This window comes from Roseibium aestuarii, assembly GCF_008477545.1.
GTDB classification, from domain to species: Bacteria; Pseudomonadota; Alphaproteobacteria; order Rhizobiales; family Stappiaceae; genus Roseibium; species Roseibium aestuarii.
In genome coordinates this window covers 893,797-914,615 of the sequence record NZ_VORA01000001.1, presented here as the reverse complement: position 1 = coordinate 914,615, position 20,819 = coordinate 893,797, and the positions used below count along the sequence as shown (strand labels likewise).

Here is a 20,819-nt window from a genome sequence, read left to right as displayed (position 1 = left end):
GTGTCAGTATCCCTGGGGCGGCAGCGGGTCGTCCTCGGGCTCGGCGACGCGCATCTCGTTGGCGTCATCGGTCCCCAGCTCCTGATAGGCGCGGAAGGCCAGCACCAGGAGGAAGGCGAAGAAGGAGAAGGAAATCACGATGGCCGTCAGCACGAGGGCCTGAGGCAGCGGATTGGCCGTCTCGGTCACCAGCGTGTAGAGGTGCTCAGGGATGAGCGGCGGCACCTCGCGGGTCAGGCGACCGGCGGTGAAAATGAGCAGATTGACCGCATTGCCGAGGATGGCGATGCCGAGCAGGATGCGCACCAGATGCCGTGACAGCATCAGATAGACCGAGACCGCGAAGAACAGCCCGATCAGGACGGAGAGGCCGGTTTCCATCAGTCGCTCTCCCTTTCTTCCAGCGCCAGCGCAATGGAGGAGATGGCCCCCACCACGACGAAATAGACGCCCAGGTCGAAGAGCATCGGGGTCAGCAGGTCGATTTGCGTGCCGAAGGCATGAAGCTCCACGAACTGGGTCGTCATGTAGGACTGCTTCAGGACCAGGGACGGCAGACCGGCCAGGGCGGCGATGAAGAGGCCGAAGGCGGCAAGGCTCATGGGGTGTACGCGGATGGCCCGGCGCACCGAGGTGACACCGCAGGCAATGCCGTAGATCGCCAGCGCCGAGGCCGCGATCAGCCCGCCGATGAAGCCGCCACCGGGCTCATTGTGGCCGCGCAGCAGCACAAAGATCGAGAACAGGATCATCAGCGCGGCGAGATAGGGCGCGATGGTGCGGAAGATGATGGTGTTCATCCCTTGGCCTCCAGAACCGGAGCGTGAACGGCGCGATTGGACAGGTCCTGCGGCTTGGCGAGCGCCTCCTCCCCTGCCCCGTCGTCAAACTCGGAGGTGGTGCGGGTGCGCACGCGGATCAGGGCCAGGACGCAAAGCCCGGTCAGCACGACCACGGCGATCTCGCCGAGCGTATCGAAGCCGCGGAAGTCGACGATGATCACGTTCACGATGTTGCGGCCGTGGGCGATCACCCGCGAATATTCGGCGAAGAACTCGGAGAGCCGCGTGTCGAAGGGCCGCTGGGTGATCGACATGAGCGTCAGCATGAATCCGGCGCCGACGGCAGACGCGATGATCGCCGTCGCCACCTTGGCGGCAAAGGGACGGTGATCGGCGGGCGTCAGGTCGAGGCGGGTCATCACGAGGGCGAGGATCACCACCGACAGGGTCTCCACCATGAACTGGGTGAAGGACAGGTCGGGGGCGCCGAAGAGCATGAAGATCAGCGCGACCGCAAAGCCCTGGATGCCGAGCGAGACGATGGCGGTGAGCCTGTTGGCCGCCGTCAGCACGGCAGCCAGCCCCACCACGGCGATGGCGAAAATGCCCCACTCGTAGAACCGGAACTCGGGGAAGGACGGCATCTCGGGCAGGCCGTCGGCAAGGGCCAGCGGCAGCAGCAGGCTGAGCGCGGTGATGGCGAAGACGGCCGTCATGTAGGTCTGCATGCGGCCGCGCTGGACGCCGCGGGTCACGGCGGTCGCGATCATCACCAGACCGGCGACGAACTGGTCGAAGCCCTTGTCTGGGCCCCAGCCGATGGCGGTGAGCGCACCGGCAATGGCGCCGCGCACCCGGGCCAGCGAGAGATAGAACCCGACGCCCAGCGCCACGGTCACAAGCGACAGCAGCAGGGGCATGCCGACATGGGCCGGGACCAGGTGCAGCTCGACATGGGCGGCCTCGCCCAGCAGGGAGGACAGGGTCGGCGCGACGAAGAGCTCGCCTGTGGTGTGGGCCAGAAGGGCGGCCACAAGACCGGTCACCGACAGGGCAACCGGTCCGGCAAAGAGCAGCACCGGGCCTTCATGGGCGTGTTTCGGGGTCTCGACCTTGGGGCCGAAGAAGGGCTTGAGCACCACGGCGGCGGCGATGGCGAACATCAGTGCGTTGCCAAGGACGGCGACGGCCGTCACGACCAGGCCGCTGCCCACCTCAAGCGTTCCCTCGTAGAGGATTTCCTTGGCGATGAAGCCGATGAAGGGCGGCAGGCCGCACATGGAGAGGGCCGCGAGGCTGGCCGCGACAAAGGTCACGGGCATGGCGCCGCGAAGCCCGCCGAGCCTGGTGATGTCGCGGGTGCCGGCCTCGTGGTCGATGGTGCCGGCGACCATGAAGAGCGCGCCCTTGAACAGGGAATGGGCCAGAAGATAGAGCACCGCGCCTTCCAGCGCCTTGTTGACACTGGTGCCGGTGAGCATGACGAGCAGACCGAGGGAGGCCACCGTCGTATAGGCGAGCATCAGCTTCAGGTCGGTCTGGCGCATGCCGAGGATGGTGCCGACCAGCAGGGTCGCGCCGCCGAAGAGCGGCAGCACCGTGGTCCAGAGCTCCGTATCCCCCAGCACCGGATGCAGGCGCATGAGCAGATAGACACCGGCCTTCACCATGGTTGCGGAGTGAAGGAAGGCGGAGACCGGGGTCGGCGCCTCCATGGCGTTGGGCAGCCAGAAATGGAAGGGGAACTGGGCCGACTTGGTGAAGGCACCGCCAAGCACCAGAAGGAAGATCGGCAGATAGAACTCGCTGCCGCGCAGGGCTTCCGGATCGGAGAGCAGCTCGGTCAGGGACATGTGGCCCGTGACGGTGATGATGGTGACGAAGCCGGCAAGCAGGGCCAGTCCACCCCCGCCGGTCACCACCAGTGCCTGCAGGGCGGCCCGGCGCGAGGCGGCGCGCAGATGGTCGAAGCCGATCAGCAGGAAGGAGGTGATCGAGGTAAGCTCCCAGTAGATGAAGAGGGTGATCAGGTTGTCGGCCGTCACCACGCCCAGCATCGCCCCCATGAAGAGGAAGAGGAACGAGAAGAAGCGGCCCTGCTGGGGGTGCCCCTTCAGATAGCCGCCGGCATAGAGGATGATGAAGGTGCCGATGCCGGAGATCAGCAGGGCAAACGTCAGGGCGAGACCGTCGATCAGATAGGAAAGATCCACCCCGTAGCTCGGAACCCAGTGCAGGGCGGGCAGGATCTTCGCGCCTTCGGACACCGGTCCGATCATGGTCGCGAACTGGAGGAAGATCAGCGCCGGAACCACGGCCAGGAGCCAGGCCGCGTTGTGCTTCAGATATCGGGTCAGCACGGGGGCAATGGCGGCGGCGGCGAAAGGCGACAGAAGGGCCAGGATGGTCAGGTCGGTCGATGCAGGCGTCATTCGGGCTCGGTCACTTTGCGGGCTGGAAGGGCGTCAGGCAGGCATGTCGGCGGCCGCGCCGACCTCGCATCAAGGTTTCGCGACAGGAATAATTAGAATGATTGATAAGGGAAGAAGAGTTAGGAAACCCTTTCCGCATCACTCTTGTTGAGTGATCCAGTCTTGGGACCGACAAAGCGCGCCCGTGACAAAATGAAGCGCATAACTGACCATGCGCTTTTTCTACCGCACTGCAAAACAACTGCCCTCTTCGCTTTAGGACAGATGAACTTCGCCAGGTGGAGATCTCTCCCCGAGCCGCCATGAAACCCCTCCCCGGGCTCTAAGCACTTCTACTAGGAAACAGCTGAAATAGTGCTCTTTCCGTCTTTGTCGTTACCTCTTGGAAACGTTTTTCACTCTCACACTTGCAGTGAACCCGAGGGACACATGCCACACGATCCTGCAATCAGAGGTGCCTTGATGGCAACCGCCCGGACAAAACCTGAAGTCGACTACAAGGCTCTAACCGAGTGTTCTTCCGATGTAGTGATGCAAGTCGGCCCGGACAATGATCTGATTTACGTTTCTCCTTCGGCCCGTCCGGTTCTGGGGTGGTCGGCAGAGGAGTTGTACCTGCATTTCACCGAGCTTCTGCACGAGGACGACCGGGACCGGATCCTCGGAAAGGCCGAGGCCTTGCAGAGCGGGAGGACGGAGCGCAGCATGTCCGCGTTCCGGGTCTACCGGAAGGACGGATCCATCCTCTGGGTGGAAGGGGCGGCCCATCGCCTTGTCGATGCGCAGGGCAATCCCAACGGGATCGTCATCAACATGCGCGACATTTCCCAGCGCATGAAGCTCAAGGAAGATCTGGAAGCTTTGGCGCGCACCGACGGGCTGACAGGGCTTGCCAACCGGCGCAGCTTCGACGAGATGCTCGAGAAGGAATGGGCGATTGCCCGGCGCGAGAAAAGCCATCTGAGCCTGCTCGTCATCGATCTCGACTATTTCAAGTCGGTCAATGACAGCTATGGCCATCAGGTGGGCGACGAATGCCTGAGGGCGGTGGGCGACATCCTGCGCTCCACGGCGCGGCGCCCGGCCGATCTGGTGGCCCGCTACGGCGGGGAAGAACTGGCCGTCATCCTGCCGCGCACCCATGAGGACGGGGCCCAGACCCTGGCCGAATACATCCGCCTTGCCCTTCAGGACCTGAAGATCCCCAACGAGATGAACGAGGCGCACGGCCGGGTTCTGACCTTGTCGGTGGGGGTTGCCACCGCGCTCTGCCTGAACAGCGCCACCCACAGCACCAAGGAAAGCCTGATCAGTTGCGCCGATCAGGCGCTCTACAAGGCCAAGATGGGCGGCCGGAACCGGGTGGAATTCTCGCGGCTGATCATCCGCGAGACCGATCCGTAAGCGCCGGGTCCGCTCTGCCGCCTCCCCTCACACCCGATTGATTTCCCGTCGCGCAACGCTCTCTTGCCGACCTGCGCGCCCGTGCCTATCTAGGGGCCTGACCCGGGCCTGACCTTCGCGCAGGCGCCGCAAACCCCAGGAGATGGCCATGAGCGACACGTCCCCCAAGCTGCGCAAGTCCGACGCGGAATGGCAGGAGCAGCTGACGCCCGAACAATTCCACGTGACCCGCCGGTCGGGCACGGAGCGGCCCTTCACCGGCCCCTACTGGGACAGTTTCGACCACGGCCGCTATGACTGCGTGTGCTGCGGCCAGCATCTTTTCCTGTCCGACACGAAATTCGACGCGGGCTGCGGCTGGCCGAGCTTCTTCAAGGCCGCGTCGCCGGACGCGATCACCGAGATCGTTGACCGGAGCCACGGCATGGTGCGGACCGAGATCCGCTGCTCCAGCTGTGATGCGCATCTGGGCCACGTCTTCCCGGACGGCCCGCCGCCCACGGGCCTGCGCTATTGCCTCAATGGCACGGCGATGACCTTCACGCCGGAAGACTGAAAGACGCCAGAAGATCGAGAGCGCCGAACCGGCGCTCTCTTTTTGTGTGAGGTCACTCTCTGGCGGCCCTCAGGCCGCGCTCAGGCCGCGTTCAGGCGTTCGAGGAAGCTGTTCATGGCCTCGCGCAGGGAGCGGGACTGATCTGCCACGTCCTGCGAGGAGTGGCGCACCCGGCCGGTGCTCTGCGCCACGCTCTCGATGGAGCGGGCCATGTCCTGCATGTTGCTGGAGACCTGACGGGTCTGACGGGAGGTGTTCTGGGCGTTGGAGGCAATTTCTCCGGTCGCAGCCCCCTGCTCGGTCACGGCCGAGGCGATGGCCGAGGTGTTGGTGTCGATGGTCGCCATGGTGGAGAGGATCTTTTCGATGGCCTCCACCGCCTCGTCGGTCTGGGTCTGGATCGCGGTGATATGACCGCCGATCTCGTCGGTGGCCTTGGCGGTCTGGTTCGCCAGCTCCTTGACCTCGGCCGCGACAACGGCGAAGCCCTTGCCCATCTCCCCGGCCCGTGCCGCCTCTATGGTCGCGTTGAGGGCGAGAAGATTGGTCTGCTCGGCAATTTCCTGAATGAGGGTGACCACCTCGCCGATGCGCCCGACCGCGCCGGCGAGCGACGTGATCTTCTCGCTGGTCTCTCGGGTCTGGCCGGCGGCCGCCCCCACCACATTGGCCGTGGTGTCGACCTGCCGGTTGATCTCGCCGATGGAGGCACTCAGCTCTTCGGCCGCCGCCGCCACGGTCTCCACGTTGCTGGAAGCATCATCGGAGGCGCCGACCGTGGCCTCGACCAGCCGCTGGGACTGATCCGCCGCCTCGCTCATGGAGCCGATGACCTGCTCGAGATCGCGGGACGCCCGGTCGAGCGCCTCGAAACTGCCGGAGGTCGTCTGGCGCAGGTCCTGCGAGATCTCGCGCAGCACGCGGATCCTCTCGGATTTTGCCTCCTCGTCCTTGGCCGCCATGTCCCGGCTCAGCTTTTCCTGCTCCCGCAGGGACCGGCGGAAGCCTTCCAGGGCATCCTTCAGGTCTCCGAGCTCGTCCCTGGAGGTCCATTCCGGCAGGCGGGCACTGGTGTTGCCCGCGGCCAGTTCCCGTGCCGCGCCGGACAGAATGGCCGCCCGGACCGCGATCTGACGGCGGAAATAGAACCATCCGCCGATGCAGACAAGAATCACGAGAGCCGCGCCAGCCGACTGCATCTTGTTGATGAGGTCCCGGGTGTCCTGCAATTCGCGCAGGCCTTCGGCCATGTCGTCGTGGATGACTTCTTCGGCCTCATCGGCCAGTGAAATGAAGCTGTCGAAAGCAGCATCGAAGACCACGTCGGCGCTGGATCCGGCCGCTTGTGACCCGTCCGATGCCTGATCGAGCCCGGCATGGCGCTCCTGGGCGGAGGCGAGGAAGGCATCGAGCGACGCCTGTACCTTCTTCATGATGTCCTGGACCTCCGGCGACCGGGAGGCGACAAAGGTGCCTTCATCGTTCGTCCCGCCGCTCTGGATGGCCTTGATGTAGAATTGCGCCTCGTCGAGAAGGGTCCAGACTTCGTTGATGTCCTCGCCGGTGTCGCCGGACATGATCTCCTCGAATTTCAGATGAGCCGTTGTCGCCGTCAGCTTGATTTCCATGGCCGCATCGCCGAGCGGCGCAAGCTCTGCCCCGACGGTCTCGCCGAGTGCGCCCAGCCGGTCGGTTGCCAGGAAGGACCCGACCGCCAGCGCCGACGTAAATCCGATGATGACAAGAAAGACAAAGAGCAACTTTGCGGAAATTCTGAGATTCTTCACCGGGCAAATCCTCCGATTGACCGAATCGCAGACTATTGACCTTAAGTTTATTCGAACTTAATCGACATACTAGTCAGTTAAGACAAGTGTAAAAACTTGCAATGCCTCGACATACGCTTCCGAAAGACAGATTTTTCTAGTCCTGAAGCTCAGCCCGTTTCGCGCGCGCCTGGAGGATGCGGCCTGTATTGTCGGCCACCCAATCGGCAAAGACGCGCACCTGGTGGGCGGCTTCGCGTCCCAAGGGCGTCAGGGTGTAGTCCACATGGGGCGGAACGACGGGACGTGAATGGCGGTCGAGGATCCCGTCTGCCTCCAGCGTCTGAAGCGTCTGGGCGAGCATCTTCTCGCTGACCCCATCGACACGACGGCGCAGATCCGAGAAGCGCATGGAGCCCTCTTCCAGGGCCATGAGCACCAGAACGCCCCAGCGGCTGGTGAGATGACGCAGGATTTCCCGCGACGGACAGTTCTGGTCCAGCGGCTCGCCGCGGCGCACGAGATCGGAGAGCGAGCCCTCGATGGCGGCAACCGGCCGTTCCTTCACATCTGCGTCTTCCATGTCGAAGCCTCCTGCCGTGCGATCTGGCGGATGTCGTGTCCTTCCGTCTCCTGCCGTCCCGCGCCAAGGCAAAACGGCATCTCAAAACTAACCTTTTTGTATGTACTTACCAAACGAAAGTTTTCAAGCCATATGTCATTCATCGAAGCCTGAAGACAAGGAAATGTCTCATGATTGCCATCACCGGCGCCAATGGCCAGCTCGGCCGTCTCGTCCTCAAGAGCCTGGCGGAAAAGGGTGTCACCGACATCCGCGCCCTCGTGCGCTCCCCCGAAAAGGCCAGTGACCTCGCCTCCGCCACCGTCAGCGTGGTCGAGGCGGACTATGACCGGCCGGAAACGCTGTCGGCCGCGCTTGAGGGCGTGGACCGGCTGCTGCTGATCTCCGGTTCCGAAATCGGCAAGCGGACCGTCCAGCACGCCGCCGTCATCTCGGCCGCGAAGGCCGCCGGGGTCCGGTTCATCGCCTATTCCAGCCTGCTGCATGCAGACAGCTCGCCGATGATCCTTGCGGAAGAGCACAAGGCGACCGAGGCGCTTCTGGCCGAGGCGGGCATTGCCCACGCCCTGCTGCGCAACGGCTGGTATCTGGAGAACTTCGCCGGATCGATCGGCGGCGCGCTGGCCCATGGGGCCGTTGTGGGCGCGGCCGGCGAGGGCAGGATTTCGGCCGCCGGGCGCGCCGACTATGCGGAGGCCGCCGCCGCCGTGGTGAGCGGAGACGACCTGTCGACCCGCACCTATGAGCTGGCGGGCGGCCCCGCCTTCACCCTTGGCGATCTGGCCGCCGAACTGTCGCGCCAGACCGGCCGCGACATTCCCTTCCACAACCTGCCCGGCGCGGCCTATGCGCAGGTGCTCAAGGATGCGGGCCTGCCGGAAGGCTTTGCCGAGGTGCTGGCCGACAGCGATCTTGCTGCCGCGGGCGGCGCGCTGGAAGGCTCCCCGGATCAGCTGGAGGCCCTGATCGGTCACAAGACGCGCCCCTTGAGCGCGCTGGTGGCCGAAATTCTGGCTTCGGCCTGATGCAACGGGAGGGGCGTGCCAAAGCGCGTCCCTCCCAATGTCGCCCTTGCCTAAAGGCGACAAAAAACCTACCTCCTTGATCATGACGAACACGCCCCTTCCCCCCCGCGCCGAAGCGCGCCCCCTCACCCTCGAGGCCCACGGCATCCAGCGCCAGGACGATTACGCCTGGCTGCGGGCCGACAACTGGCAGGAGGTCATGCGCGACGGCCGCGCGGCCCTTGCCGACGACATCGAGGCCTATCTGGATGCGGAGAACGCCTATCAGGAAGCCGTCATGGCCCCGACCAAGGCGCTGCAGGACTCGCTGTTTGCCGAGATGCGCGGACGCATCAAGGAAGACGACAGCTCGGTGCCGATGAAGGACGGCGCCTATGCCTATGGCATCAAGTACGTGACCGGCGGCCAGCATCCGAAATATATCCGCACCAACCGGGACGGCGGCGACGAGATCGTGCTGCTCGACGGCGACAAGGAAGCCGAGGGCAAGGCCTATTTCAAGTTCGGCTCGGCCTCTCATTCGGACGATCACGCCCTGCTCGCCTGGGCCTATGACGACAAGGGCTCTGAATATTACTCCCTGCGCTTCCGGGATGTGGCCACGGGCACCGACCGGGATGTGGTGATCGAGGACACGGCCGGTGGCGGCGTCTTCACCCGCGACGGCAAGCACCTCTTCTACGTGCGCCTCGACGACAATCACCGGCCCTCGAAACTCTTCCGCCACGAGATCGGCACCGACCCGGCTAGCGACGTGCTGATCTACGAGGAAAAGGACCCGGGCTTCTTCATGGGCGTCGGCCGCACCCAGTCCGGCGACACGATCCTCATCGACATCCACGACCACGAGACCTCGGAAGTCTGGATGATCTCGGCCGACCGGCCGCTGGACGCTCCCGTGCTTATCGCGCCGCGCGAGACCGGCATCGAATATTCCGTCGAGGACAATGGCGACACGCTCTACATCCTCACCAACGCGGACGATGCGGAAGACTTCAAGATCGTCACGGCGCCCAAATCCGCGCCCGGCCGGGACAACTGGCGGGATCTCGTCGCCCACAAGCCGGGCTGCCTGATCCTCAGCCATGAAGTCTTCAAGACGTTCATGGTGCGGCTGGAGCGGGAAAACAGCCTGCCGCGCATCGTCATCCGCCGTCTGGTCGACGGGATCGAGCATTCCATCGCCTTTGACGAGGAAGCCTATTCGCTCGGCCTGTCGGGTGGTTACGAGTTCGACACCACCGAGATCCGCTTCTCCTATTCGTCCATGACGACCCCGAGCCGGGTCTATGACTATGACGTGGAGACCCGCGAGCGGAGCCTGCGCAAGGAGCAGGAAGTGCCGTCCGGCCACAACCCGGACGACTATGTCACCCGCCGCCTGCTGGCCAAGGCCGACGATGGCGAGACCGTGCCGGTCTCGATCCTCTATCACAAGGACACGCCCCTCGACGGGAGCGCCCCCTGCCTGCTCTATGGCTATGGCTCCTACGGCATCTCCATTCCGGCGAGCTTCAACACCAACTGCCTGAGCCTGGTGGATCGCGGCTTCGTCTATGCCATCGCCCATATTCGCGGCGGCAAGGACAAGGGGTTCCGCTGGTACAAGCAGGGCCGGCGCGAGCACAAGACCAACACCTTCACCGACTTCATCGCGGCCGCTAAGCATCTGGTGGCGGAGGGCTTCACCAGCCACGAGAAGATCGTGGCCCAGGGCGGCTCCGCCGGCGGCATGCTGATGGGCGCGGTCTCCAACATGGCGCCGGAAGCCTTCGGCGGCATCATCGCGGAAGTGCCCTTCGTCGACGTTCTGTCGACCATGCTGGACGATACCCTGCCGCTGACCCCGCCGGAATGGCCGGAATGGGGCAACCCGATCGCCGACAAGTCGGCCTATGACTATATCGCCAGCTACTCGCCCTACGATAACGTGGAGGCCAAAGCCTATCCGGCGATCCTCGCGGTGGGCGGTCTGACCGACCCGCGGGTGACCTACTGGGAACCGGCCAAGTGGGTGGCCAAGCTGCGCGCCACGAAGACCGGCGACAGCCTGCTGATGCTGAAGACCAACATGGAAGCCGGCCACGGCGGCGCTTCCGGCCGATTTGACCGGCTGAAGGAAGTGGCCCTGGTGCAGGCCTTTGCCCTGATGGTGACGGGCAAGGCCTAGCCGGCAAGGCGCAGGCTTCGCGGCCCGCACCGCACGCCTGAATGACAAGCGGCCGCGCGACCTCTCGCGCGGCCAACCCCAACCGCGAGGACGACTGACATGCGCTCACAGATTTCCAATGGCTCGCGCCTTTGCCGCGCAGGCGGACGGATGACCGCCCTGATCGCTGTCGCCCTGTCGCTCGCGGCCTGCCAGCAGACCAGCGTCGAAGGGGTCGCCGAGACGGTTCTCTTCGCCCCGACCCCTTATGCCGGGCGCACCATCCCCACCACCTGGGGCACGCCACACCAGTGCGCCACCTTCCGTCAGAGCCATGCCACGGGCTGGAAGGGGATCGTTGGCGGTCGCAAGTATGATTTCGACAAGAGCTATCCGGTCTCCGACGCGGGGTGCTTCGAGACCCGCCAGGAATGCGAAGCCTATCTGACCGGCATGACCCAATATGTGACCCAGCAGGTCTATCGCCGCTGCGATCCGTTCTGAGGCCGAGCCCGGAACACCCCCGCGTTTCCCGCATGCCTCGACACCCCGTCATGCGGTGGCGGGCAATCTGCTTTGTGCCGGTTGCGGATAGTCTGCCCGCGCCTGCTGGCGGAAACGGTCTGACGCATTTCCCTGCCCTTGTCCGTGAAGTCCTGCGCCGCGCCCTTGCACGGGGCCGCGCAAGCCCTCCCCTGCCGGTCTGAGCCAGACTCTCCCCGGGCCCCTGCCGGAGTCCGTCAGAAGGAGAGCACGAGGAAACGCGACGAAGGAGAGATCATGCTGGAAGACCGGATCAGACGCCCGGATCTCAGGAACCGGGTGGTGGATGCCGCGACGGCCGCTGCCCATATCAAGGACGGAATGACCGTCGGGATGAGCGGCTTCACCCGCGCCGGAGAAGCCAAGGCCGTGCCGCTGGCGCTGGCCGAGCGCGCGCTGCGCGATCCCCTCAGCATCACCCTGATCACCGGCGCCTCTCTCGGCAACGATCTGGACCAGACGCTCGCCAAGGCCCATGTTCTGGCCCGCCGCATGCCGTTCCAGTCGGACCCGGGCCTGCGCAAGGCGATCAATGCCGGCGAGGTCATGTTCATCGACCAGCACCTTTCGGAAACGGTGGAGCTGCTGCGCACCCGCCAGATCCCGCCGGTGGACGTGGCCGTCGTGGAAGCGGTGGCCATCACCGAAAGCGGCGGCATCGTGCCCACCACCTCCGTCGGCAATTCGGCCAGTTTCGCCATCCTGGCGGAGAAGGTGATCATCGAGATCAACACCTCCCAGTCGGCCATGCTGGAAGGTCTGCACGACATCTACATCCCCTCGCACCGGCCGAGCCGCATGCCGATCCCGGTGGTGAGCCCGGAAAGCCGGGTGGGCCTGCCCTATATCGACATTCCGGCGGAGAAGATCGCCGCCATCGTGCTCAGCGACAAGCAGGACAGCTCGTCGACCGTGTTGCCGCCTGACGAGGAGACCCGCGCGATCTCCGAGCATCTGACCGAGTTCTTCCTGGGGGAAATCGCCAGGGGCCGGCTGACCAACCAGCTTCTGCCGCTGCAGGCGGGCATCGGCACCATTGCAAATGCGGTGTTGCACGGCTTCATCGACACGCCTTTCCATGACCTGAAGATGTATTCGGAGGTGCTGCAGGATTCCACCTTCGACCTGATGGACGCCGGAAAGCTGGTCTTTGCCTCCGGCTCGTCGATCACCCTGTCGGCGGAGAAGTCGCGAGACATTTTCCCCCGCATCGGCGACTACAAGTCCCGCCTGATCCTGCGGCCGCAGGAGGTGAGCAATCATCCGGAAGTGGTGCGCCGTCTCGGGATCATCGCCATCAACACGGCGCTGGAGTTCGACATCTATGGCAACATCAACTCCACCCATGTGAACGGCACCCACATGATGAACGGCATCGGCGGATCGGGCGACTTCGCCCGCAATGGCTACATGTCGATCTTCGTGACCAAGTCGCTGGCCAAGGGCGGGGCGATCTCCTCCGTCGTGCCGATGGTCGCCCATGTGGACCATACGGAACATGACGTGGATGTGGTGGTGACCGAATGCGGCCTGGCCGACCTGCGGGGTCTCGCCCCGCGCGAGCGAGCGCAGAAGATCATCGCCAATTGCGTTCACCCGACCTATCGGGATGTGCTGGCCGACTACCACGACCGGGCGCTCACGCGCGGCGGACAGACCCCGCATGTGCTGGAAGAGGCCTTTTCCTGGCACGTGGCCGCCCGCGATCATGGCGACATGCGCCGGGCCTTCACCACGGAGATCTGACGCATAGTGGGCGCGCAGTGGGCGCTCTCCTCAAGCGGACCCACGAGTGCCGCCCCTGAGCAAGCGGCCGCGGAGAGCCGAGGCCCTTCGGGTTGAGCCGAGAGGCCTCCGGCTCACCGATCCCGGGTCAAGGATGACGACGGTGGGGGGGGGGGATGACGACGGTGGAGGGAGGACGGTGGAGGGAGTGGGGACGCAGCGCGCTCGCTTCCCGGTGCTGCAGTCCCGGCCCTGCGCCGCGAGTACGGTCCGCTGACACTGGGGTTCCCGGGTCGCGCTGGCGCTTGCCCGGGAAAGCACGGAGGAGAGGCTGGCGTTTCACCAGCTCCGGAAGGCATTGCCCTCCCCGCTATCGCCCCGGCAAGGCCTTGATATAGGCGGCGATCGCCTGTCGATCGCGCGGTTCAAGCCTTGCCATGTTCTCCTGCACCGACACCATCTCGCCCCCGACGCTGTCGTAGTCGGGGGTGAAACCGCTTTCCAGATAATAGGCGATGTCCTCGGCCGACCAGCCGTCCAGATCGTGACCGGGCGACAGGCCGGGGATCTTGCCCTCGCCTGTGGGCGCTGCCGCCCCGGAGAGCCACTGGCCATAGTCGAGGCCACCCAGCGCATCGCGCGGAGTGTGGCATTCGCCGCAGTGGCCGGGCCCTTCCACCAGATACCGCCCGCGCAGCAGCAGGGAGAGAACCTCCTCTTCAGCCGGACGCCCGAGGGCCTCCACGCTCACCACCGGATCGGAGGAGAGGTTGAGGCGCTTCCACAGCCCCAGACCGCGACGCAGGTTGAAGGGGAAGGCCAGCTCGTGATCCGCCGCCCTGCCCGCCACGGCCGGCAGGGTACCGAGATAGGCGAAGAGATCGCTGATGTCGCCCAGGGTCATGCGGGCGTAGGACGTGTAGGGAAAGGCCGGGTAGTAGTGGCGCCCGTCGGGCGATGTTCCGGTGAGCATGGCATTGGCGAAGTCGGCCAGGCTCCACGCGCCGATCCCGTCGGTCTTGTCGGAGGAAATGTTGGGCGCGACGAAGGTGCCGAAATCGGTCACGAGCTTCAGTCCGCCGGAAAGGAGATGCTTGTTTTGCACTGGGATGACGCCCTTTCCGTCAGGCTGCCCGTGGCAGGACGCGCAGCCGCCGGCGAAGAACACCGCCTCGCCGCGGGCCGCATCGCCGGGCACCAGCGCGGCCAGCTCCTCGTCCGGCAAGGTGCGCGGCAGTGTGGCCACCCAGGCAAGCGCCAGAAGCGCCACGACGAGCACGAGGCCCAGCGCCAGGGTTGATCTGCTCATGAAACGTCCTTCCTCCCAGCCGTTCGGCCCGATGAACCCAGGCCACGCGGCAGTGTGCATCCTTGGGGAAGCGACCTGCCCCGGTCAAGGCCGGGACAGGTGGACGCGTTGCCGCATCAGCGGGTGCGATAGACCTGATGGCAATCGCGGCAGGTGCCCAGGACCGGGCCGACGGCGGCCTTGAAGGCCTCGACATCAGCCGGACCATCCTTGCCGCTCGCCTGCATGGCGGCCCCTGCGGCATCCGCCAGCTTGGCAACAGCCGCCTCGAAACCGGCCCGGTCTTCCCAGATCTTGGCCGCCGCCGTGGTGTCGCCCGCCTGCGAGCCTTCCGGGAAATAATCGCCGAAGGTGTGCCCGGCTGCGTTGAAGCTGGAAATCGCCGCCTTGCCGGCGGCAGGGGAATAGGCGACCTCGCCCTTCATCATGGCGCCGCTCAGCCCGGCAGCGCCGGCGACCGACTGCATGATCGCCTTGCGGGTGGCCACCGGATCTCCGGCGGCCTGGGCCGCAACCGCGCCCAGAAGGGCAAGCGCCAGAGTGCTGGCGGCAATCGTCCTGACCATGGGTCCTCTCCTCTCACGTCATTGACGCATTCATCAAACCTGCGTGAGGACGAGAGGCAAACTCAACTCGCCGTGACCGCACCGGAAAAATGTAAGATTTTGTCGCCGTTGGCACCGCTCGCCCCCACTCTCCCCGCTCTGGTTGAGGTACATCAAGGACGCACGCCAGCCACGTGGCATGGTGACCTTGTCCATTCCGACGGCGTGCCAGACCCTTCCGAGGTCAGCCGCCGAACCGCAGGAGACAGACCCATGAGCCAGCAGATGAAAGCGGCGGTGGTGCACGCCTTTGGCGCGCCCCTCGATATCCGCTCCGTGCCGCGCCCCAAGGCCACCCCGGGCAAGATCGTCGTGAAGATCGAAGCCTCAGGGGTCTGCCATACCGATCTTCATGCCGCCAGCGGCGACTGGCCGGTGAAACCCAATCCGCCCTTCATTCCCGGCCACGAGGGCGTCGGCTTCGTCTGCGAGGTCGGTGAAGGCGTCACCTCCGTCAGGGAAGACGACCGGGTGGGCGTGCCCTGGCTCTATTCGGCCTGCGGCTGCTGCCGCCATTGCGTCGGCGGCTGGGAGACCCTGTGCGAGAGCCAGCAGAACACCGGCTACAGCGTGAACGGCGGCTTTGCGGAATATGTGCTGGCCGATCCCAACTACGTGGGCCATTTGCCGGCGGGGCTGGATTTCGCCCCCGCAGCACCCGTGCTCTGCGCCGGCGTCACGGTCTACAAGGGCCTCAAGGAAACCGATACCAAGCCGGGCGACACGGTGGTGATCGTCGGCATCGGCGGGCTGGGTCACATGGCCGTGCAATATGCCAAGGCGATGGGCCGGCACGTGATTGCGGTCGACATCTCCGATGCCAAGCTGAAGCTCGCGAAGGATCTCGGCGCGGATGCCACCTTCAATGCGGCTGAGCTCGATCCGGCGGCAGAAGTCCAGAAGCTCGGCGGCGCCAACGGGGTGCTCGTCACCGCCGTTTCGCCCAAGTCCTTCAGTCAGGGCGTCAGCATGCTGGGCCGCGGCGGCACGATGGCGCTCGTCGGCCTGCCGCCCGGAGACTTCCCGCTACCGATCTTCGAGACGGTGCTCATGCGCAAGACCATCCGCGGATCCATCGTCGGCACCCGCAACGACCTGCAGGAAGCCCTGCAATTCGCGGCGGAAGGCAAGGTGGCCTCCCACTACACGGAGGACCGGCTCGACAACATCAACGCCATCTTCGACAAGATGAAGGCTGGCGAGATCGACGGCCGGATCGTCATGCGGCCGAGCTGAGAGGTTCGGCCGGATGCCCCTCCGCCTTACGAAAGGGAAGATTTACCGGAGTGATGGGCTCTCCATTCATCACTCTTGATCATACGTAGTTTCCCTGATCTATTCATCAGGCCAATGCCTGAGTGAGGGGCTCAAGCAAGGACGGCGGGGGGTGGACTGCCCGTACCACCCCCCTTTTTTTTCGCCCGCAGCGCCCTCATCTTCCCGCCCTGCTGCCTCGCGAAACGCAAACGGGGCGACCCGAAGGCCGCCCCGTCGCATGAACCGGATGGAAAGCGCTGCTTACTTGGCGGCGGCTTCGTACATTTCCAGCACGTAGTCCCAGTTCACCATGTTGTCGATGAAGGCTTCCAGGTACTTCGGGCGGGCGTTGCGGTAGTCGATGTAGTAGGAGTGTTCCCACACGTCGACGCCGAGGATCGGGGACGCACCGTGGACCAGCGGGTTTTCGCCATTCGGGGTCTTCATGATTTCCAGCTTGCCGTTCTTGACGGCGAGCCAGGCCCAGCCGGAACCGAACTGGCCAACGCCAGCGGCGATGAAATCGGCGCGGAACTTGTCATAGCCGCCGAGATCGCTGTCGATCTTCGAGGCGAGCGCACCCGGAACGGCGCCGCCGCCGTCCTTCTTCATCCACTTCCAGAAATGGATGTGGTTGTAGTGCTGACCGGCGTTGTTGAAGAGCGGAGCGTTGGTGCCGTAGCTTTCCTTGACGATCTCTTCGAGGCTCTTGCCTTCCAGACCGGTGCCGGCGAGCAGCTCGTTGCCCTTGGTCACATAGGCCTGATGATGCTTGTCGTGGTGAAACTCGAGGGTTTCAGCGGACATGTACGGCGCCAGAGCGTCATAGGCATAGGGAAGATCGGGAAGTTCAAAAGACATGAGAAAACTCCTTGGGTCTCGAGACCGGCAGCGGACAAGCGCAGATGCTGCACCCCACGGGATTGCCCGTCACGCCCGCCGCGTCACGGGCAATTTAGGAGCCATTGAAGCGGACGGCAATCCGCCTCGGCGCAAATAAAGAAATATTTTTGTTGTTTTTTTCAGGAACCCGACGGAACTCCGCGCGTTTGGGCCGATCCCGCCCGTGCCGGACAGCGCATCACTTGGGCCCGAAGGCCTCTTTCAGCACCCGCTCATCCATCAGACCGCCGGGCATGTGGCCCTTGACCGCATAGATGTAGAGTGCGGCGCGGACAATGCCGTTGAGGGTGATGCCGACGAGCGTCACCAGAAACACCAGCGCAGCACTGAGGGCGAAGTTCCAGATGGCGCGGGGCGGATCGGTCTCGATGAATTCAGACCCCGTGAAAGCCGGAATGAGGCAGAGAAAGATCACGAGACCCTGCAGGGTGCCAAGCCCCAGATGGCTGGTCAGCGCCTCCCCCCAGGTCTTGCGGATGGTGGCGGCCGACTGGCGGATGGCGTCAATCGGGCCGACCTCCTCGATCACCAGAACCGGCACCGCGAAATAGGTGGCAATGCCCCAGGCCAGGTTCATGGCGCCGGCAATCAGGCGCGAGAGAAAGTCGGAGCGGCTGGCGACAAGGTCGATCAGCAGCTTCACGGTGGAGGCAAAGAGCGCCCAGGCAAAGATCTGGGGCAGCACCCGCCAGGAGGAGCGCAAGCCGTCCATCACGGTCGGATCGCCGCCATGCAGGCGGATCATGGCGCAGAAGATCAGCGCCGCATTGAAGAAGATGACCACGAAGCTGGTCAGAACGTAGAAGATGAAGAGCACCACCCAGTAGGCGGGATCGTTCATCAGGGCCTCCGGATTCTCGAAGCGCGCCAGGAAGGTCTCCATGCCGCCGGTCAGGAGAAAGGGCGAGAGGATCCCGCCATAGACGAGGGCGAGCGCGACCAGGCTCATCAGCGGGAAAAGCAGAAGCTCCTTGTCCAGCCAGAGTACCTTGAAGCTCATGCCTGCCAGGGTGAACCCGCGCGCGATCCTGTCGACAAATCCGAACATGTGCCTTCCCTGCCCCGATGGGTCGTCTTGCACCCAAGTCTCGTCCGGCCCCACCCTAAGGGGCGAGATCTTCCGGTTTTCTGAAGATTGATCGGCAAACTTGCGGAATTTCGCCCTGCCCGTCACGACACCGGCGGCCCTGCGTCCATCCACAGGTGGGTTGGTGCTGCGGCTTGCGTGCAACCGCAAGGCTCCCCACGCTTCGATTTCGACCCAACCGATTGATTCGGCACAGATTGAGATGATGATGCGCGACGGAGCATGGCGTTCCCGCAGCGGGCGCCTTCACGCCCTCACCCTAATGATTCCGGTGCTGCTTCTCTGGCTTGCCGCGCCAGCGCAAGCCGCGTTCCGGGTGGTCGACGGGGACACGGTCGAGCTCAATGGACAGAAGATCCGGCTGGTCGGGATCGATGCCCCCGAGGACGGGCAGACCTGTCTGGATGCGGCGGGCCAGGTCTATGACTGCGGGGACACGGCGACGCGCGCCCTGCAAATGCTCTCCACCGGGCGTAACATCATCTGTGTCGGCGAAGAACGGGACCGCTACGAGCGGCGTCTGGCAACCTGCTTTGCCGATGGCAACAACCTGAATGCGGCCATGGTGCGTCTGGGTCATGCGCTGGCCTACCGCACCTATTCGCGCCTCTTCGTCCGCGACGAGGATGCGGCCCGCCAGGCAAGCCGGGGCCTCTGGGCCGGGGTCTTCGACGAACCCTGGGCCTATCGCAAGGGCGAGCGCAAGGTCGCGGCCCTGGCCTCGGCCCGGGTTGCACAGGTGGCGGCCGCCGCAAAGTCCCCGCTCGGGCGGCCCCATTGCCCCATCAAGGGGAACATTTCCTCGAACGGCCGTCTCTATCACATGCCCGGCACCCTCAATTACGAGCGCACGGAGATCAACGAAGCGCGCGGCGAGCGCTGGTTCTGTTCCGAGATCGAGGCGCTGACCGCCGGCTGGCGCAAGGCACGCTGATCCGCGCGCGCGGCACAGGGCGATACCGGTCACGGCCCCATCACGGCTGAAACGCAAAGATGTGATCGGCGGCACAGTCGCCGAAATGCCAAACGCCTAATCCTTCCCTTACGGCAATGACGCCGCATCACAAGGAAGGAAACGACATGACCACGCTCAAATCCCTCAAGATCGCCCTGATCGCCACCGGCAGCCTGATCGCCGCCTCCAGCCTCTCCGCCCAGGCCGCCAGCGGCCCCGGCATGGGAGCCTCTCTGGGCAACTGCTACGACATCTGGATCAACTACTGCAACGAGAACACCAGCGGCTACCCGAACAAGTGCTATGGCGAGAGCCTGGACATGTGCGACGCCCATTACAAGAAGTCGTCCACCCCGCTGCCGCCGAAGACCATGAAGGATCTCAAGGCCGCCAGCCTGCGCCACGTCAAACCGGCGGCAGCCAAGACCAGCTTCGCACCGGTCAAGCCGACCCGCTGAGACCCCTCCGCCTCGGACCGACAAGAGACCTGGCGAGAAGCTGCCGCCAGATCACCTGACACACAAAAAGCCCTGCCGCGGGACGCCCGGCAGGGCTTTTGTCATGCTTGGGAGATTACGCGAGGCCGATCAGGCCCTGGCAAACTCGAAATAGAGCTCGCGGGCCTTGCGGGCCACCGGGCCGGGCTCCAGCACCCGGTCCTCGATGCGGTTGACCGGCACCACCTTGTTGTAGTTGCCGGTGGAGAAGAGCTCGTCGGCGCCCAGCAGATCCTCATAGCGCAGGGTCCGCTCGTGCACCGCATAGCCGGCCTTGCGCAGCAGCTGGATGACCCGCTGACGGGTGATGCCATTGAGGAAGGTGCCGTTGGGCACCGGCGTGTGCACTTCCCCGTCCTTGACGATGAAGATGTTGGCGGCAGTCAGTTCGGCCACATGGCCCAGCATGTCGAGCATGACCGCATTGTCGAAGCCGCGGGCCTTGCACTCGCGCACGGCGCGCGCGCCATTGGGATAGAGACACCCGGCCTTGGCGTTGACCGGCATGGTCTCCAGGCTCGGCCGACGGTAGGGCGACAGGGTCACGCTGATGCTCACGTCATCACCGGCCATGGGCGCGTCGAAGATGCAGAGCGCAAAGCGGGTGCTTTCCGTGTCGCCGGCGATCACGCCGGGGCCATCCATCTCGGCCCAGTACATGGGCTTGATGTAGAGCTGCTTGTCGGAGGCGAATTTCTGCACGCCCTCACGGGTCAGCTCCATGATCTCGCCCGCCTGCATCACCGGCTTGAGATGCAGGGCTCCGGCAGAGGCATTGAAGCGGGCGCAGTGGAGATCGAGATCCGGCATGACCCCGTCGAAATAGCGCGCGCCGTCAAAGACGCTCGACCCCTGCCAGAGGGCGTGGGTGCGCGGGCCAGCGATGGCCGGGTTGCCCTCGTGCCAGGTGCCGTCGATCCAGGTCCAGGTTTCGCTCCAGGCGGTCATGACCAAATCCAGTCCTTCAAGTTCCGTTCAGGGGCGCAGAGAACCTGCTTCGATGGGCGCGGTCAACCGGCCCGGCGCCGCAGGCGATCACAAAACGCATCACCGATTGCGCCCGAAAGTCCCGATCCCGAGCAGCAATCATCCGATGCGGACCCGAATCGCGCGCGGATCGGTGATTTTCCGGAGCTCTTCGCCCGGCGGCCCGATTTGGCGTCGCGATCGTCTTTCCACCGGAAACTGTCGCAGGCGAGCGTATCGGTATGGCTGGTCCCATGAGACAGGTCGGGCAGCCC

The 20,819-nt window shown here is 64.7% G+C and carries 19 protein-coding genes; 9 read left to right on the top strand and 10 right to left on the bottom strand.

Features of this window, described 5'->3' with window-relative positions:
* Nucleotides 1-3: 3 nt before the first annotated feature.
* From FR728_RS03925 to FR728_RS03915, 3 genes are read right to left on the bottom strand one after another with little or no spacing between them, the layout of a single operon-like run.
* Nucleotides 4-381 carry a Na+/H+ antiporter subunit C gene (locus tag FR728_RS03925; protein ID WP_149891316.1) on the bottom strand — a complete coding sequence of 126 codons (378 nt, stop codon included), beginning with the start codon at nt 379-381 and terminating at the stop codon, nt 4-6.
* The gene (locus tag FR728_RS03920) at nt 381-800 is read right to left on the bottom strand and encodes a Na+/H+ antiporter subunit B (RefSeq protein ID WP_149891315.1); all 420 of its coding nucleotides are present in this window, start codon (nt 798-800) and stop codon (nt 381-383) included. Before FR728_RS03920 ends, FR728_RS03925 begins: the two co-directional genes overlap by 1 nt.
* Complete coding sequence (locus tag FR728_RS03915) at nt 797-3,214, bottom strand: putative monovalent cation/H+ antiporter subunit A (protein WP_149891314.1); 2,418 nt, start codon at nt 3,212-3,214, stop codon at nt 797-799. Before FR728_RS03915 ends, FR728_RS03920 begins: the two co-directional genes overlap by 4 nt.
* Nucleotides 3,215-3,643: 429 nt before the next feature.
* Between FR728_RS03915 and FR728_RS03910 the strand changes: the two genes are divergently transcribed.
* Both FR728_RS03910 and msrB read left to right on the top strand, forming a co-directional pair.
* Nucleotides 3,644-4,618, top strand: coding sequence for a diguanylate cyclase (locus tag FR728_RS03910; protein WP_149891313.1), 975 nt, complete (start codon nt 3,644-3,646; stop codon nt 4,616-4,618).
* A gap of 148 nt (nt 4,619-4,766) precedes the next feature.
* Nucleotides 4,767-5,174: a peptide-methionine (R)-S-oxide reductase MsrB gene (gene msrB, locus FR728_RS03905; RefSeq protein ID WP_149891312.1), complete on the top strand. Its 408-nt coding sequence runs from the start codon at nt 4,767-4,769 to the stop codon at nt 5,172-5,174.
* 80 nt (nt 5,175-5,254) lie between these two features.
* On the opposite strand, the gene FR728_RS03900 is transcribed toward msrB, so the two are convergent.
* A complete protein-coding gene (locus tag FR728_RS03900) occupies nt 5,255-6,961 on the bottom strand; it encodes a methyl-accepting chemotaxis protein (protein WP_149891311.1) in 1,707 nt (568 codons plus the stop codon).
* A 136-nt stretch (nt 6,962-7,097) separates the two neighbouring features.
* Entirely contained in the window at nt 7,098-7,523 is a 426-nt protein-coding gene (locus FR728_RS03895; protein ID WP_149891310.1) for a winged helix-turn-helix transcriptional regulator, read from the bottom strand.
* 170 nt (nt 7,524-7,693) lie between these two features.
* On the opposite strand from FR728_RS03895, the gene FR728_RS03890 reads away from it, so the two are divergent.
* The 4 genes from FR728_RS03890 (at nt 7,694) to FR728_RS03875 (ending at nt 12,986) form a co-directional block, all read left to right on the top strand.
* Nucleotides 7,694-8,548, top strand: coding sequence for an NAD(P)H-binding protein (locus FR728_RS03890; protein ID WP_149891309.1), 855 nt, complete (start codon nt 7,694-7,696; stop codon nt 8,546-8,548).
* 82 nt (nt 8,549-8,630) lie between these two features.
* On the top strand, nt 8,631-10,718 hold the full coding sequence (locus FR728_RS03885; protein WP_149891308.1) for a S9 family peptidase: 2,088 nt from the start codon (nt 8,631-8,633) through the stop codon (nt 10,716-10,718).
* Between the two features lie 99 nt (nt 10,719-10,817).
* Nucleotides 10,818-11,201, top strand: coding sequence for a hypothetical protein (locus FR728_RS03880; protein ID WP_149891307.1), 384 nt, complete (start codon nt 10,818-10,820; stop codon nt 11,199-11,201).
* Nucleotides 11,202-11,477: 276 nt separating this feature from the next.
* Entirely contained in the window at nt 11,478-12,986 is a 1,509-nt protein-coding gene (locus FR728_RS03875; RefSeq protein ID WP_149891306.1) for a succinate CoA transferase, read from the top strand.
* Between the two features lie 349 nt (nt 12,987-13,335).
* Here the strand turns inward: FR728_RS03875 and FR728_RS03870 are convergent, their stop codons facing one another.
* Nucleotides 13,336-14,274 (bottom strand): cytochrome c, encoded by a 939-nt coding sequence (locus FR728_RS03870; RefSeq protein ID WP_149891305.1) that lies wholly within the window; start codon nt 14,272-14,274, stop codon nt 13,336-13,338.
* A gap of 116 nt (nt 14,275-14,390) precedes the next feature.
* Entirely contained in the window at nt 14,391-14,840 is a 450-nt protein-coding gene (locus FR728_RS03865) for a c-type cytochrome (RefSeq protein WP_149891304.1), read from the bottom strand.
* A gap of 252 nt (nt 14,841-15,092) precedes the next feature.
* On the opposite strand from FR728_RS03865, the gene FR728_RS03860 reads away from it, so the two are divergent.
* Nucleotides 15,093-16,115, top strand: a complete 1,023-nt coding sequence (locus FR728_RS03860) for a zinc-dependent alcohol dehydrogenase (RefSeq protein WP_149891303.1) — start codon at nt 15,093-15,095, stop codon at nt 16,113-16,115.
* Between the two features lie 282 nt (nt 16,116-16,397).
* On the opposite strand, the gene FR728_RS03855 is transcribed toward FR728_RS03860, so the two are convergent.
* Together FR728_RS03855 and FR728_RS03850 are read right to left on the bottom strand one after the other, a co-directional pair.
* A complete protein-coding gene (locus FR728_RS03855) occupies nt 16,398-16,997 on the bottom strand; it encodes a superoxide dismutase (RefSeq protein WP_149891302.1) in 600 nt (199 codons plus the stop codon).
* A gap of 220 nt (nt 16,998-17,217) precedes the next feature.
* Nucleotides 17,218-18,087 (bottom strand): DUF6159 family protein, encoded by an 870-nt coding sequence (locus FR728_RS03850; protein WP_149891301.1) that lies wholly within the window; start codon nt 18,085-18,087, stop codon nt 17,218-17,220.
* Between the two features lie 310 nt (nt 18,088-18,397).
* On the opposite strand from FR728_RS03850, the gene FR728_RS03845 reads away from it, so the two are divergent.
* Nucleotides 18,398-19,060, top strand: a complete 663-nt coding sequence (locus tag FR728_RS03845; RefSeq protein WP_208998640.1) for a thermonuclease family protein — start codon at nt 18,398-18,400, stop codon at nt 19,058-19,060.
* Between the two features lie 146 nt (nt 19,061-19,206).
* Nucleotides 19,207-19,539, top strand: a complete 333-nt coding sequence (locus tag FR728_RS03840; protein ID WP_149891300.1) for a hypothetical protein — start codon at nt 19,207-19,209, stop codon at nt 19,537-19,539.
* 129 nt (nt 19,540-19,668) lie between these two features.
* On the opposite strand, the gene FR728_RS03835 is transcribed toward FR728_RS03840, so the two are convergent.
* Entirely contained in the window at nt 19,669-20,526 is an 858-nt protein-coding gene (locus tag FR728_RS03835; RefSeq protein ID WP_149891299.1) for a branched-chain amino acid aminotransferase, read from the bottom strand.
* Between the last annotated feature and the right edge of the window lie 293 nt (nt 20,527-20,819).